We start from the raw sequence: 14,382 nt of genomic DNA, 5'->3' as shown, positions 1-14,382 counted from the left end.
GTGGGGGAAAAGATGAAGGATACATATGTACCTGAGAGTGAACAATCAAAAGAGTTATTCGCCTATTTTGGACTGGCAGTTTATTATGGACAGGCCCTCGAGCAGCAGCTTACCAACTTGCTATTGCTTACTAAGCTATCACAAGGAAAAACGCCAACAGAAGCAGATCTGACAGACCTTTATCAGCGAAAACTCAGCAATTCACTCGGCCAACTCATCAAAGAAATCCAACATCATTTTCCATTCTCGGAGCAAGAAACCGCTCAGTTGGAGGAAGTGTGGAAACAACGTAATTACATCGTTCATGATTACTTTAAAGAGCGTATACAGGAAACCTTTACGCCTGCCGGAAGGGCTAAAATGATTCGGGAGCTGAAACGTTTTAAAAATAAAGCAAGTAGACTTGAAGTTAAACTGCAAGGCTACTGCACAGAAATGTTCACGAAACTTGGATTAGAGGAGGAAAACTTATTGTAATAATCCTTCTAATCCGCAAGAAGTTACAACCTCTGGTCTAAAATGAACCGAAGAAGCTCTAACACAGCGAGAGAGTGCAGTTAAAGCTTCGCCTAATGCCGGAATCATCTCCGGTGTTAGGCTTTCTCCAGGTTCCCACCACCAATTGTTAATATTCAATGTTTGGCTCTTCTTATCCATCACCGGTTCAAATCTGCCAACAAAACGATCATTATATAATATAGGCAGTACATAGTAACCATATTCTCGTTCTATTGCCGGCTTATAGACCTCCCAGCGGTAATGAAATCCGAATAATTGCCGAACCAGCTCACGTTCCCACAACAAATTATCCAGCGGAGCCAATACGGCCGCAAATGAATCACGTGGTTGAAGCCCAATCTCTTCAGATTCTTGCAGCATCACAGACTCCAAGGTTGGAGCATCTATACTGCGGATATAAAGCGGAACCTTAATCCCCTCGACCAAAACTTCTCTGAGACTATCCTTCTCCAGCAATCTCTGAATCGCCGCCGCACGCTCTTTGCTCTTCAGTCCGGATATGCCCAGCCATCCGTCTCCAGATTTATTCCATAACAAGCCGATACTTCCTATTCTACGTAACACATACCAATCATGAAATTGTTCTTCCGTGACATTTGGATCGGCTGAACTCAGCAGCTCTGAGGGTAACAAACGTTCAGCGAAATCATAATATCGCCGGGTATGTACACGATGGTGGACAACAATCTCTCCCCAAAAGTACATGCTTTCCATTGCAGCTCGTGATAATCTTGTCGGAGCCCAAGCCCAATCTACTTTTTCCTTTCCGTCTAAATCCAGAGAGGAGAGAGGACCACGCTTCTGAAGCTCTTCACGAACCTGTGCTACAGCGACCATTACAGGCTCATTAGCCTGATGATGGGAGGCAGCAGCAGTTCTTCTCCGCTTAAAATAAGGCCAATCCTCGGTACAAAAAATAGACATGTTCTTGTCCCAGCCATCAACGAGCAGCCTGTCTTTATACAGAAGCTCTTGGACTAGTTCTGGTGTGAATCCCGGTATCCTTGCCTGGAGGACCAGCTCATGATTATGGCCAGCGATATTAAGGGGGTCATATTGGATGCAGCCTACGTGACGAACATAGTCATAAATACTAAGTTTTCCAGAAGGGATAGCTCCAGCAGTTAACTTTTGATGAGATAGCAGAAAAAGCCTGGCTTGTTTCTTAGTCAAATTATAAGTAAGCATCGTTTGCTCCTCCAAGGTTATGTATTAATTTCCATAATACAGAACATCTGTTCTAAGATCAAGCAGGAAAAAACCCTGAATCACAATGAAGTGACTCAGGGTTGTAAATTACATTTTCTCAAGAGAGGGTTGCAAGTTTCCGAGTGCTGGACGGTTGCTTGCGCCAGCGTTATCGCCAGAGCTGTTAGCAGCAGCACCTACTTGCAGCTGGTACATACGGAAGTATCTTCCGCCAAGCGCCATCAGTTCATCGTGGCTGCCGCGTTCTACGATCTCTCCGTGATGCAGGACTAGAATCTGATCTGCACTGCGAATCGTGGATAAGCGGTGAGCGATGATGAAAGTGGTGCGTCCTTTTTTGAGAACTTCCAGCGCATCCTGAATGACGCTTTCCGTTTCTGTATCGATGTTGGAGGTAGCTTCATCTAGAATGAGAATAGCTGGGTCAAAGGAGAGAGCTCTCGCAAAAGAAATCAATTGCCGCTGACCCGCAGATAAAGTACTTCCTTTTTCGATGACAGGTTCATCAAATCCTTGTGGAAGATGAGCGAGTAACTTATCCGCACCAACCTCACGCAAAGCACGTTCTACCCGTTCACGGGAAATTCGTTCATCCCCTAGGCTGACGTTCGAAGCAATGGTGCCCGTGAAGAGGTACGGATCCTGCAGCACGATGCCCATGTGATTCCGCAGCCACTGCTTCGGAATATCCGTGACCTTTTGACCGTCAATCGTAATATCGCCTTTTTGTGGATCATAGAACCGGAACAGCAGATTGATGATTGAGCTTTTGCCGGAACCCGTATGACCTACAAGAGCGACAGTTTCACCCGGGCGTGCTTCAAAGGAGATATCGCGCAGGACGTAGTCTTTTTTATAAGCAAAAGATACATTCTTAAATTCCACTTTCCCTTTGTAGCGTGGCATGGAGCCGTCCGTAACATTCTCTCCAGGTTCATCCATAAGCGTAAACACACGTCCCGCAGATACCATAGAAGTATCCAGGTTCGCCAACTGGTTCACCATACCTGTGATAGGCTGGAACAAACGTCCGAGCACATCGACAAAGGCATACAGAACGCCTAAGGATACAAAGGTTGAACCAGTAATACTGCCATGTCCGAAATACCAAAGCACCATCACAAAAGAGAGACTGCGAAGTGAGTTCACCAGATTGTGGGACGTGAAAGCATTCAGATTTAACATTTTATTCTGATATTTCAAGTAATCATCGTTCAGGTTCTCAAATTCTGCACTAAGCTGCTTCTGACGGCGGAATATCCGGACGATTGACATCCCCTGAATCGATTCATTAATAATGGCGTTAATTTCACTTAGACGTGAGCGAATGATCGTATTGTATTTGGTCGCAATTTTGCGATAGAGCACGATCCACAGCACAAGAATAGGTACAATGAACAAGCTGATCAGACCCAGACGGACATCAAGTAAGAACAGAGCGATATACACGCCAGTTATATTGATAATACCGGTGCTGAAATTGGAGAGGACCGCAATGAATAGATCCTTAATCGCCTCGGTATCATTTGTAACCCGCGACACTACCTTACCAGCAGGCAAATTGTCAAAAAAATGAACGGGTAGTCGCTGGATATGCGCGTATACATCTGTCCGCAGCTTCCGGATTACCTGATTCGCCGAAGATTGCAGCCAGTAGGTTTTTCCGAATTCAGCAAAGATGGAGATTACAAGAAAAATAGCATACATTCCGACCAACTGATAGATCCCAGGAAGCTCGGGTTTGTAAAAAGCGAACAGCTCATCTGCCGACAGCTTAACCGCGGGATAGATAACTTCGTTATCACCACGGGTGATATGCATCTCTCCATCGATGAACTTTCGTTCACCGTCAGGCTGTGTTACAGCTTCGTTAATAAAATAGAAACTTCTCCCTGCTTGAAGAACACGAATTTCTTGGCCTTTAGTTTCACCAGGCTCAAAGCGATCGCCGCGTTTGTATAAATTATTGTTATATTCAGCCGCCTTATCGGGAGACGTAGTGCTGAAATAGGGCTTCTCGATGGCCAGCATGTGATTGTCGATCATGCTTTTGGCTATAAATGGACCTGCCAGCTCTGCCGCTACCCCGATTGAAAGCAGCAGAAGGGCTGCGATAAAGGTTTTCTTTGCGGTCAATGCATATTCCAGCAGGCGTTTGCCTGTACTTTGTGTCAACCGTGACACCTCCTAAAATGTTTTGCGTAGTCGTAGCTCGTTTATTTATGGTTATAGTTTAATCATTTGATAAGTTATTTTCGACTTGCTGCCGATCATATTGTTCACGGTACCAGCCATTCAAATCCAATAGTTCCTGATGTGTACCTCGCTCAACGATTTGTCCGTTATCCAGTACAACAATCATGTCGGCATGTTGGACGGCAGAAAGACGGTGAGTAGAGATTAATGTGGTTTTTCCGGCACGTTCATTCCGGATATTGTCGATAATCTGAGCTTCCGTACGAGCGTCAACGGCTGATAAGGCATCGTCCAGAATAAGAATATCAGGATTAGCGATAAAAGCTCTGGACAGAGAGACACGTTGCTTTTGTCCACCGGAGAGAGATACACCACGTTCACCCACTAGAGTATCCAGACCATCGGACAATGTGCCCAGGTCGTTCTGGAAAGCGGCAGCTGTAATGGCTTGCATAATCGTATCGTCATCGGCGTTGTCTAGACCAAACTGAATGTTTTGCCGAACGGATTTGGAGAAAAGGATTTGCTCTTGTGGAACATAACCCATCCAGCTATGCAGCTGATCCAGGGAAATCTGTTGAATAGGCACGCCAGAGATAAGGATTTCTCCATTACCTGTCGGATATTCGCGGAGCAATTGTTTGAGCAGTGTAGATTTCCCGCTTCCTGTACGCCCGACTACACCTAATGTCTGCCCTTGGTTCAGGGTTAGGTTGACATGGGTTAGATTGTCTATCGTCGAAGAAGGATAACGGAAAGTCACATCGTTAAGCTCGATTCGAGTAGGGTGGGGAACTTGTACGGGATGGGCAGCATTTTGAACATCGGGTTTGGAGTTTAACGTCTCGTCGATACGTTCGAGGGAAGCTCCACCACGCTGCATAATGTTGATCAATTCTCCAATAGCGAACATCGGCCATACAATCATACCGAGGTACATATTAAAGGAGACTAGATCACCCAGTGTGATCTGATTGCGGAATACAAGGTAAATCCCATAAGTAAGACCAATAATGTAGCTGAGTCCGACGCAGAAGCGGATAGTTGGTTCGAAGAAAGCATCGACACGAGCTACGGCCATATTTTTGTTGTAAACATCTTCAGTAATATCCGAGAAACGTTTTTCATCAAGACGCTCTTGGACATAAGCACGGATTACGCGCACACCAGAGACAGATTCGAGCACTTGGTCATTCATATCTCCGAACGCATCCTGCGCTAAGCTGTACCGATCATGAATAGCTTTACCATAAAAAATCATAGCTATTGCAATTAGAGGTAATGGTAATACTGCTGCAAGGGTCAATTTCCAACTTACGAGAAAGCCCATCGCAAACAGCACAACCGTAAGGTAGATTGTAGAATCCACCAGTGTAAGCATCCCGAATCCTACGGTAGCTGAGACGGCTCTGATATCATTGGTTGCCCGGGCCATGAGGTCACCAGTTCTATTTTTTTCGAAGAACGAGGGTGTCATAGTCATAAGATGATTCATAAATCGGGAGCGCAGCAGGCGCTCAACAAGGTTGGAACCTCCGAAAAGTTTGTGCATCCATATGTAGGTAATCCAATAAATAACTAGCAGCAAAATGAAGATCATGCCGATATATTTGGCAAGCGATGCTGTAGTAATCGAACCGCGTACTATGTCGTCAATGGCATTGCCTAGCAGACGTGGAGGGAGTAATTCAAGAACGCCCACACCTATGAGTAATATGAGTCCAATCAGGTAACGCCTTTTTTCTCGGCGAAAAAACCAGCCGAGATCGCGAAGAACAGAGAACAAGTAAATCCCTTCCTTTCAGGTTGTAATGATTGCTTGTGATGCTGATAAAAGCGCAAGTGATTATCTCTTCAGCAAACAAAAAAGGCATATCATCCGAAAACGGACGATATGCCTGTAATTTACAGCTATCATGCGCACGGTGCGTTACAGCACCAAGCATGTGAGAGACCTTCAAGAACTAAAGTTATACGGTCCATAAGACTCGCAAAAACTTCAGGATGGCTTAATCACTTGGGCTGCTTCGGTATTCGGTTGAGTAAAAATTCCAACAATAGTAAAATAATATGGCTGTAACTTCGTAAACACCGCGCTCACCCCTTTCATTAATTTGGTAATAACTAGAAGACGTTTAGTTATGTTCAGAGTTTATCATCCGGTTCGCGAATTTGTCAAACTTAATTTTAAATGGATTGGGAAATCATTAATTGCATAAAGTTGTTTGAATATCGACTTATTTTCGTTATGATTAGAATATACAAAGGAGCTGAGAGAAATGAACATGGAAATTAGTCAAGCAGCGGCAGCTTGGTTTAAGAGAGAATTGGACCTTAAGAATGGAGACTATATTCGTTTATTTCCCCGTTATAGCTCGGGAGGTGGACTTCACCCCGGTTTTTCGCTGGGCATTGCTACAGAAGCACCTGGGCGTCCAGCTATTCAGGTCAAACAGGATGATATTGTGTTCTACATGGAGGAGCAGGACTTGTGGTATATGGAAGGTTATGACCTATCTATCGTATACTCTGAGTCAGAGGATGACATTGAATATAAGTACGAACCAAAGCCGGTATCCGGCGAAGTGCAGGTATAGTTGTCTTAATGATTGTTTATTTTAATCAGGAAAAGCCCTTGCCAAAAGGCATGGGCTTTTCAAATGCTGTCTTTAAAATGAGGGTATTCCAGTTGGAGATACATAGGTGTTATCAGTGCAAATTGCGTGAGGTTTCTTCCTCCAGAGCGAAGTCGAAGTCGTCAATATCGTACACCTGAACTGGAACTCCACCCTCGATGATCCGTTGAATCAATTCAAATTGATCCGTTAGGATAGGTACTTTCTCACGTTGTGAGGACAGCAGAAGCTCTGTTTCGATGGGATCGAACATCTCACCGTAGGCAGCGGTATCCATACTGTTAATGATGGTGATTTTGGATTGCCCGCCAAGGAGAATACCTGAGCTTTTCGCCCAAGGCACAGCTAAACAGCGGTTGATCTTCTTCGCGTTGAGCGGTTCTTCAAAATAAGCAATGAGCTCACTTATCTTCAACTTAACATGCTTGTCGTCGTCCGGACGGTTCATCAACGGATCATCGCTGTCTCGCAGTTCGTATAGTTCCATCACGGTAGTATAAGGCACTATATATTCTACAGGGCTGCTCGATACGAGAAGCTGGCCGTAAATCGCCATCATGACGGCTTCCGTCACAAATTGTCTAGACATCGTTATCCTCCTGAAGTTCGGTACTGCAATTGTACTTATGATCTAAAATTATAAAAACACTGTAGAGAGCAAAAGTCAACTGTACTTAGCAACTCACTAAAGAGAAGGGACAGAATATTCCTGTGAAGCAATGGAAATCATATTTTACTTTTGTACGACCTTATATGAAATTGATTGTGTTTACGCTGTTTATCGGCATGATCAAATTCAGTATTCCGCTAACACTGCCAATGATTCTGAAATACGTGGTCGATGACCTCCTAATGAACCCGAGCATGGGGATTGAGGAACGGGTATCACATTTGATGCTTATTTTGGGTGGTGCCTTAATTTTATTTGTTATCGTAAGAGGGCCCGTAGAGTATTATCGCCAATACTTTGCTCAGCTTATCACAAGTAAAGTGTTGTTCGATATGCGAAATAAGCTTTACAGTCATTTACAGCGGCTGTCGCTGCGGTATTATCAGAATACCAAGGTGGGAGAAGCCATCTCCAGATTTATTAACGATGTTGAGCAGACCAAAAATTTGGTCGAAGTCGGCATGATGAATGTATGGCTCGACACGTTCACACTAGTTTTTGCTTTGGGATTTATGTTTTATTTAAATCCGGTGCTGGCGCTCGTGTCTATCTCGGTATTACCTTTTTACGCAATTGCAGTTAACAAATTGTATAAGCGGCTTAAGCTGTTAACGAAAGATCGTTCCCAAGCTCTGGCTGGCATTCAAGGTTATCTCCATGAACGGATTCAAGGGATATCAATCATCCGCAGCTTTACGATGGAAAAAGTGGATCAGAAGCAGTTTGAGGACATCAACGGTAACTTTCTTAAAAAAGCGATGGCGCAAACCCGCTGGAATGCTATGACCTTCGCAATTATTAATACATTAACGGATATAGCACCTCTTTTGGTCATCGGATATGGTGGTTATCAGGTCATTCATGGCAATTTGACAGTAGGTACCTTTGTAGCTTTCTTTGGCTATCTGGACCGGATGTATTCCCCGCTACGGAGATTGATTAATTCCTCGACGGTGCTTACGCAAGCCTCTGCTTCTCTTGAACGGGTGCTTGAGCTGCTGAATGAGCCTTATGATATTGTAGACAAGCCGGGAGCAAAAGTGCTAAAGGATTCACGTGGTGAGATTGCTTTTGAGAATGTATGGTTTAAATATAACGAAGAGAATGATTGGGTCTTAAAAGATATTAATCTGAGTATTCAGCCCGGACAGACCATTGCGTTCGTCGGAATGAGCGGTGGAGGAAAGTCCTCCCTTATAAGCTTGATCCCGAGATTCTATGACATCAGTAAAGGCAGCCTCCAAATGGATGGTTATGATATACAGGAATTAACACAGGAAAGCTTGCGTAGGTCTGTCGGCATGGTCCTGCAAGATAATTTCTTATTCAGCGGATCTGTGCGTGAGAATATTTTGTTCGGTAAACCTAATGCCACGGAAGAAGAGGTCATTTCAGCAGCAAAAGCTGCCAATGCGCATGATTTTATTGAGCAGCTGCCACTGGGTTATGAGACAGAAGTGGGAGAACGTGGTGTTAAGCTATCCGGAGGACAGAAGCAGCGGGTTGCTATCGCAAGGGTATTTCTCAAGGATCCGAAGGTTCTTATATTAGACGAAGCTACTTCGGCGCTGGATCTGGAATCGGAGCATTTAATTCAACAAGCGCTGCAGTCTCTTTCTTCGGAACGTACTACACTAATTGTAGCGCATAGACTGTCAACGATTACACATGCGGATCAGATTGTCGTACTTGAGAATGGTGAAATTACTGAACGGGGTACGCATGAACAGCTGATGGCGATAGAGGGTAGTTATGCGCGATTATTTAACGTACAGCATTTAGACGCTTAATATTTTTTTGGAAAAATACTTGAACATCTTAGTGGTCCTCTCGAAAGAGAAGGCCACTTTTTTTGAATTCCAATCAGGGTGGCGGCACACAGTAACTTATACTATGGCAAAAATTCTAAACGGAATCTGAGTCTTTTCGGAGATCATGTGCGTCTAAAGCTTATAAACATCATGAAAGGAAGTGAGGAACGTGAATAAAACCACGCTTGAGGAAAAGGCGATAGCAGGTGATGAAGACAGCTTTACTGCGCTTATTGACGGCATGCAGGAGCGTTTATACCGAATGGCCTACTCCTATGTGCGGAATCAAGAGGATGCGCTGGAGATTGTGCAGGAGACCGTCTTCAAAGCCTATATCTCCATTCATAAATTGAAGCAACCGCAATATTTTAAAACTTGGCTCACCAAGATCGCTGTCAACTGTGCGCTGGACTTTATCCGTAAATCTAAAAAAATCGTGTATATAGATCAAGAGCTGGGAGGCAGCTATGCTCCGAAATCTAGGGAAGAAGTTATGGACTTGCATGAAGCGCTCAGCGGCCTTGATGAAAAATCAAGAATGGTGATTGTGATGAGATATTTGGAGGACTTGCCCATAAAGGAAATTGCAGAAGTTCTCGATATGCCCCTGAGCAGTGTCAAAACCGTTATTTATAGAGGTTTGGAAAAATTAAAAATAAGTATGGAGGAGAGTGAGTACTTTGGATAAGCAACTAGAACGTCTACAGCAAGCCTATAATGAGATTGAAATTCCTAAAGAACTATCATTCGCTTCTCGTAAAGGAATTGAAAGAGGGAAAATCTATAAACAAAAAAATAGTTCTTCAAAACGTGCCTTGAAATGGACAGGATCAGTAGCTGCGGCTGTATTGATTTCTTTTACGGTGGGTGTAAATACGGTTCCTGCTTTTGCGAGTAGTATGGATCAAATACCGGTTCTAGGTAAGCTGGTCAGTGTTCTGCAATTTACGGAAGGAAGTGCAGGTGGTGGAACCATTCAGGATGGAGTAGATGTGAACTTTATTTCGGTGAAACAATTGAAGAATAGCGATCAATTGATTTTGAATTTTGCAAATCCGGATGAAACACAACAGTTAGCAAGCTCATATAACGTAAAGTTTACGGAAAATCCGGCAACAATGACGATTACAGTAAGTGGGGCGAGAAAATTCTCAGCAGTCAAAGATCTGGAGACATTAAAACAAAGCCGATATGTCCAGGATGCTTATCCACTAATTACGCTAGATGATTCGGCTATTCGGTTCAATGTCACGCTTACGGACTCGGTTGCTTATGAGGTAAAGGAATATAAAGAGCCAGCACAGGTAGTGATTACGTTAAAAGAGAAAGGAGACGAAGTAAAAGGGGGCTCTGTATATTCGTTAAGAACGGTCTCACAGCCTTCTGGTGAGGCGCTGGGTATGGCTGAAGAAATGTTATATGGGTTAGAGGATGTGCGGATGTTAAAGGATGAGAAGGGCTTATATCTCGTGGAAGCAGGATATTTTAATACAGAAGAAGAGGCTTTGAAGCAGTTGCAGAAAATTAAGACAGAGTATGGCGTTGAAGATTTATTAGTCGTTGAAAAAAGAGCGGTGCAGCAAATTCCGCAGTCCATTTCTCAGGTGGAGGAATAGTGATGTAGTGGCTTCTATAAAAGGCACAATAAAAAAGACCGCCAAAAGCGGTCTTTTTTGTGCTGTTCTATTACATTTTGCCGATCATAAGTGATAAAATGCCGGCTGCGATCAGCGGTCCGACCGGAACGCCTTTAAATAACGCAACCCCAATCACCGTGCCAATCAGCAGACCTGCAACAACTGTGGGTTGGTTGGTCATGAGCGTAGCACCGCGGCCTCCAAGAAAAGCGACGAGAATGCCAATAGCGATAGCAAGTAAGGACTTCCAGTGCAAGAAGGATTGACCGACTGTCTGCAGCGATATTTTGCCGCTGGCTAATGGGGTCATGACCCCGATGGTCAGGATGATAATCCCGATGGTTAAACCGTATTTTTCTAGCCAAGGAAAAGTTTGCTGTAAGCCAAGTACTCTTAGCAGTAATAGGATGACCATTGCTATTGTTACAGGGGAATTGCTGCTGATAATTCCAAGCGCTGCAAGTCCAAGCAAAAGCAAAGAGGTCATGTCCATCTTAATGTTTCAACTCCTTAGGATTAGAACTTTCTTTTGACACAATGTGATCTGCAATAAGCTTACCATGCCCTCTTCCGGTCTCAATAAACACTTCGTTAGCATTGCGGCCGGAGGCGATTACTCCAGCAACATACAACCCTGGAACATTACTTTCCATGGTAGAGGTGTTAAAAGCAGGCTTATCCATGTCGTCATCCATGATCACACCCGCTGAAGTGAGGAGGGTACGGCTCGGACGGAAGCCAGTCAAGGCAAGAACGAAATCATTATCCAATGCTTTCTTGTCCCCCTTATGATCCGTAACAATTACTGAGCTTGCAGTAATTTCAGTGACACGCGAGCCTAAGTGCAGAGTGATTTTCCCTTTTTGCACCATGCCTTCAAAGATTGGCCGAACCCAAGGTTTAATATTCTCTGAGATGCTTTCACCACGATATACCATATCTACCGTAGCTCCTACACGCATAAGCTCCAGCGCTGCATCTACTGCGGAATTACTGCCGCCAATTACAGTTACCTTCATTCCCGTGTAAGGATGGGCTTCACCGAAATAATGAGTAACTTTAGGTAGTTCTTCACCTGGAATGCCAATCATATTCGGCTGATCAAAATAACCTGTTGCTATAACTACATTTGCAGTGATACGTTTTTGATGCTCACCACGCATATTTGACGTATGTACGGCAAAGGTTCCATCTTCAAGCGGCTCAATGGATAAAGCTTCTTCATAAGCGGCGATCTCTAGACCATATTGCTCGGCGGCTCGGCGATAATAGACAAGCGCTTCATGACGGTAAGGCTTGTCGTTGGTCGAAGTGAAAGGAATATCCCCGATTTCTAATAACTGAGCCGTACTGAAAAATTGCATATTTGTTGGATACAAATAAATGGAGTGCACAATAAAGCTTTTTTCAATGATAAGGCTGGACAGACCTTGGCGTTGGCATTCAATAGCTGCCGAGAGGCCGCAAGGACCTGCACCGATAATAATGACATCTTTCATAAAGCGGGTTACCTCCTGATTGTTACTATCTTTTCTTTAAATCCTACCCTAAATTCATGAATTTTTCCATAAGAGCAGATTGAGTATAATATCCATTGCAAGAACAACGTTGATTATTATATAATTAGATATATATCTAATGTATCAATGTATTGTGAAATTCTAGGAGCGTGAACCCAGTGCAGTTGGAGAAAATCGTGAGTTATCATAAAGCTTTAGCTGATCCAACGCGTCTTCGCTTATTGTTGCTTCTGTCCCAAGGAGAAATGCACGGGCAAGCGCTGGCTGAGAAGTTGAATTTATCGCAGCCTACAGTCACTCATCATGCGGCTAAATTACGTGAAGCGGCTCTAATAAAGGAAAGACGCGACAAAAATACAGTTTACTTTAAGTTGAATCCGGAGTTTATCAATAATGGGGCTGAAGCTTCACTGCAATTTATTTTTTCGAAAGGAGCTGAGAATATGGAAGAGCAATTGCCTGAGAATAGTCTTCAGGATACTGTAATTCGTAATTTTTTCTCTAAAGATGGCCGGCTGCGGCAAATTCCCGCACAATACAAGAAGAAATTGATAGCGCTTCAATACATGGTTGAGAAGCTAGAGCCAGGTGTTGTTTATACGGAAAAGGAAATCAATGAGTTTATTAAGCAGTTTCATGAAGATTTTGCCACTATTCGTCGTGAATTCATCATGCATCAGTTTATGTATCGTGAGAAGGACAAGTATGAACTAAATCCTCGAGAAGTATGGACTCGGTGGGAATATGTCAAATAATGATCTTTTAAATATTAACATTCTGTGTCGATTTGAAATGTACTGATTAATTATTCGAATTTCGAATAAAATGGAATTGTAAGCGTTATCTGAGACATATTTAGAAAGGAGACTTTCGTTATGTTATTTAAACGCACAAAAAAGCAACCCAAATCAGATCATGTAACCGTCACATTACCTCAAGTGAAACAGGCGATTCGAAAGTTCGAAGAAGATATGCCTGGACCTATTAATAGAACAGCATTAATCTTAGAGGACAAAAGAATCGATATGAGTCGTCTGAAACGTTATTTGGGTGGAATACCCGAACGGAATTTCTATATGTCTCGAGAGACCTATGAAATTTTCGAGGAAGAAGACAAGTTAGTACCGTATTATCTGGATTTAGTTCAAGCTGCTGTAGACAGTTATATTAGTGATACAGGCAAGCTACCACTGCTTGAAGACACCTGGTTGCCAGAGGTTCATTATCGGTTGTTATCTACAGAAAGTTATCTAAAAGAAACACCTCCTTTTCCGCTGTATATTACGGATGAAGAAATGATGCTGACCCATCGGGCAGAGCATTTCGAGTAAAGGAATGACGCAGATATGAATCTTCACAAAGACTGTTCAGTAAAAGGGAAGCCACAAATCCTTTTTGTTGAATAGTCTTTTCTTTGTCTCTAAAGGCATAGTACAATTACATTCTGTAGGTTAGGTTTGAAAATTAACAGCATGTAAGGGGAATTGCTTGATGAAGGAAGTACAAGCTATTTTATTTGATCTGGACAATACTTTAATGGATCGCGACTATACATTTCGCAGCTTTAGCACTCAGTTCGTGCAGGATTTTCTTGGGCATCTTGAACCTGCGGAAGCGCAGGCCGTGATCGAGGATATGATCCACAGAGACGCTGATGGCTACCGTGATAAAGACGGATTTTTCTTAGAACTTAGTGAGATCCTGCCTTGGGAAAAGCCTGTGACGGCTGAACATATCCGAGCGTATTATGATGCGAGCTACATCAATCATGGTGCAGCCATGGAGCATGCTTTGGAGGTTCTGGAGTATTGCGTGGAGCGTGGATATACTTTGGGGCTGGTCACCAACGGTAAAAAAGAAATCCAGAACACCAAAATTGATATTCTCGGCCTGCGAGAGTACTTCAAGGCTATTGTTATATCTGGAGAAGTTGGCATTGCGAAGCCTGATCCTGCGATTTATCAATTAGCTTTAGACAGGTTGGGTGCCTCTGCGGATCAAACCTTGTTTATAGGGGATCATCCGATAAATGATATCTGGGGTGCAGGTAAGGCTGGCCTTGAAGGGATATGGCTGCAAAGGAAACATCCTTGGGACGATCAGTTGGACATCCAACCTTGGAAAATGATCTGTGAGCTGAAAGAATTAAAGGCTATTTTGTAATCTGGAAAATTTGGGGTTGAC

At 43.4% G+C, this 14,382-nt stretch carries 14 protein-coding genes; 8 read left to right on the top strand and 6 right to left on the bottom strand.

Translation table 11 applies throughout. The features are described 5' to 3' along the window. Positions 1–12 precede the first annotated feature (12 nt). Positions 13–477 carry a hypothetical protein gene (locus MHI15_RS00530; protein ID WP_038571625.1) on the top strand — a complete coding sequence of 155 codons (465 nt, stop codon included), beginning with the start codon at positions 13–15 and terminating at the stop codon, positions 475–477. On the opposite strand, the gene MHI15_RS00525 is transcribed toward MHI15_RS00530, so the two are convergent. From MHI15_RS00525 to MHI15_RS00515, 3 genes are all read right to left on the bottom strand, one after another. Then, positions 469–1,707 carry a winged helix-turn-helix domain-containing protein gene (locus MHI15_RS00525; protein ID WP_340010379.1) on the bottom strand — a complete coding sequence of 413 codons (1,239 nt, stop codon included), beginning with the start codon at positions 1,705–1,707 and terminating at the stop codon, positions 469–471. The genes MHI15_RS00530 and MHI15_RS00525 overlap by 9 nt on opposite strands. Positions 1,708–1,815: 108 nt before the next feature. Further along, positions 1,816–3,903, bottom strand: a complete 2,088-nt coding sequence (locus MHI15_RS00520; RefSeq protein WP_076304074.1) for an ABC transporter ATP-binding protein — start codon at positions 3,901–3,903, stop codon at positions 1,816–1,818. A gap of 58 nt (positions 3,904–3,961) precedes the next feature. After that, positions 3,962–5,710 carry an ABC transporter ATP-binding protein gene (locus MHI15_RS00515; protein WP_076184456.1) on the bottom strand — a complete coding sequence of 583 codons (1,749 nt, stop codon included), beginning with the start codon at positions 5,708–5,710 and terminating at the stop codon, positions 3,962–3,964. A gap of 493 nt (positions 5,711–6,203) precedes the next feature. Between MHI15_RS00515 and MHI15_RS00510 the strand changes: the two genes are divergently transcribed. Next, the gene (locus tag MHI15_RS00510; RefSeq protein ID WP_036688019.1) at positions 6,204–6,521 is read left to right on the top strand and encodes a HesB/YadR/YfhF family protein; all 318 of its coding nucleotides are present in this window, start codon (positions 6,204–6,206) and stop codon (positions 6,519–6,521) included. A 112-nt stretch (positions 6,522–6,633) separates the two neighbouring features. Here the strand turns inward: MHI15_RS00510 and MHI15_RS00505 are convergent, their stop codons facing one another. Next, positions 6,634–7,149: a hypothetical protein gene (locus MHI15_RS00505; protein WP_036688017.1), complete on the bottom strand. Its 516-nt coding sequence runs from the start codon at positions 7,147–7,149 to the stop codon at positions 6,634–6,636. A 122-nt stretch (positions 7,150–7,271) separates the two neighbouring features. Between MHI15_RS00505 and MHI15_RS00500 the strand changes: the two genes are divergently transcribed. The 3 genes from MHI15_RS00500 to MHI15_RS00490 all read left to right on the top strand — a co-directional run bounded on the left by MHI15_RS00500 (position 7,272) and on the right by MHI15_RS00490 (position 10,657). Beyond that, positions 7,272–9,020 carry an ABC transporter ATP-binding protein gene (locus MHI15_RS00500; RefSeq protein WP_341164004.1) on the top strand — a complete coding sequence of 583 codons (1,749 nt, stop codon included), beginning with the start codon at positions 7,272–7,274 and terminating at the stop codon, positions 9,018–9,020. A gap of 190 nt (positions 9,021–9,210) precedes the next feature. Further along, complete coding sequence (locus MHI15_RS00495; protein ID WP_076128340.1) at positions 9,211–9,729, top strand: sigma-70 family RNA polymerase sigma factor; 519 nt, start codon at positions 9,211–9,213, stop codon at positions 9,727–9,729. Beyond that, the gene (locus MHI15_RS00490) at positions 9,722–10,657 is read left to right on the top strand and encodes a DUF4179 domain-containing protein (RefSeq protein ID WP_076128342.1); all 936 of its coding nucleotides are present in this window, start codon (positions 9,722–9,724) and stop codon (positions 10,655–10,657) included. Before MHI15_RS00495 ends, MHI15_RS00490 begins: the two co-directional genes overlap by 8 nt. Before the next feature lie 70 nt (positions 10,658–10,727). On the opposite strand, the gene MHI15_RS00485 is transcribed toward MHI15_RS00490, so the two are convergent. Next, complete coding sequence (locus tag MHI15_RS00485) at positions 10,728–11,171, bottom strand: DUF441 domain-containing protein (protein ID WP_341164003.1); 444 nt, start codon at positions 11,169–11,171, stop codon at positions 10,728–10,730. Position 11,172: 1 nt separating this feature from the next. Further along, entirely contained in the window at positions 11,173–12,177 is a 1,005-nt protein-coding gene (locus MHI15_RS00480) for a YpdA family putative bacillithiol disulfide reductase (protein ID WP_076306040.1), read from the bottom strand. A 179-nt stretch (positions 12,178–12,356) separates the two neighbouring features. Here MHI15_RS00480 and MHI15_RS00475 point away from each other — a divergent pair, with 179 nt between their 5' ends. The 3 genes from MHI15_RS00475 (at position 12,357) to MHI15_RS00465 (ending at position 14,361) form a co-directional block, all read left to right on the top strand. Further along, positions 12,357–12,953 (top strand): DUF2087 domain-containing protein, encoded by a 597-nt coding sequence (locus MHI15_RS00475; protein ID WP_036688006.1) that lies wholly within the window; start codon positions 12,357–12,359, stop codon positions 12,951–12,953. Positions 12,954–13,073: 120 nt separating this feature from the next. Next, positions 13,074–13,529: a DUF3939 domain-containing protein gene (locus tag MHI15_RS00470; protein WP_036688004.1), complete on the top strand. Its 456-nt coding sequence runs from the start codon at positions 13,074–13,076 to the stop codon at positions 13,527–13,529. A gap of 160 nt (positions 13,530–13,689) precedes the next feature. Further along, on the top strand, positions 13,690–14,361 hold the full coding sequence (locus tag MHI15_RS00465; RefSeq protein ID WP_341164002.1) for an HAD family hydrolase: 672 nt from the start codon (positions 13,690–13,692) through the stop codon (positions 14,359–14,361). The last annotated feature ends 21 nt before the right edge of the window (positions 14,362–14,382 follow it).

Source organism: Paenibacillus sp. FSL H7-0918 (assembly GCF_038007025.1).
GTDB classification, from domain to species: Bacteria; Bacillota; Bacilli; order Paenibacillales; family Paenibacillaceae; genus Paenibacillus_AQ; species Paenibacillus_AQ odorifer.
Note: the sequence above shows the minus strand (reverse complement) of the source record. Positions and strands in the feature narration are given on the sequence as shown.

What these genes read in the sequence shown, in the direction of transcription:
- MHI15_RS00530 (WP_038571625.1), top strand. Translation starts at nt 13, where the DNA reads ATGAAGGATACATATGTACCTGAGAGTGAACAATCAAAAGAGTTATTC.
- MHI15_RS00525 (WP_340010379.1), bottom strand. Translation starts at nt 1,707, where the DNA reads ATGCTTACTTATAATTTGACTAAGAAACAAGCCAGGCTTTTTCTGCTA.
- MHI15_RS00510 (WP_036688019.1), top strand. Translation starts at nt 6,204, where the DNA reads ATGAACATGGAAATTAGTCAAGCAGCGGCAGCTTGGTTTAAGAGAGAA.
- MHI15_RS00505 (WP_036688017.1), bottom strand. Translation starts at nt 7,149, where the DNA reads ATGTCTAGACAATTTGTGACGGAAGCCGTCATGATGGCGATTTACGGC.
- MHI15_RS00485 (WP_341164003.1), bottom strand. Translation starts at nt 11,171, where the DNA reads ATGGACATGACCTCTTTGCTTTTGCTTGGACTTGCAGCGCTTGGAATT.
- MHI15_RS00480 (WP_076306040.1), bottom strand. Translation starts at nt 12,177, where the DNA reads ATGAAAGATGTCATTATTATCGGTGCAGGTCCTTGCGGCCTCTCGGCA.
- MHI15_RS00470 (WP_036688004.1), top strand. Translation starts at nt 13,074, where the DNA reads ATGTTATTTAAACGCACAAAAAAGCAACCCAAATCAGATCATGTAACC.
- MHI15_RS00465 (WP_341164002.1), top strand. Translation starts at nt 13,690, where the DNA reads ATGAAGGAAGTACAAGCTATTTTATTTGATCTGGACAATACTTTAATG.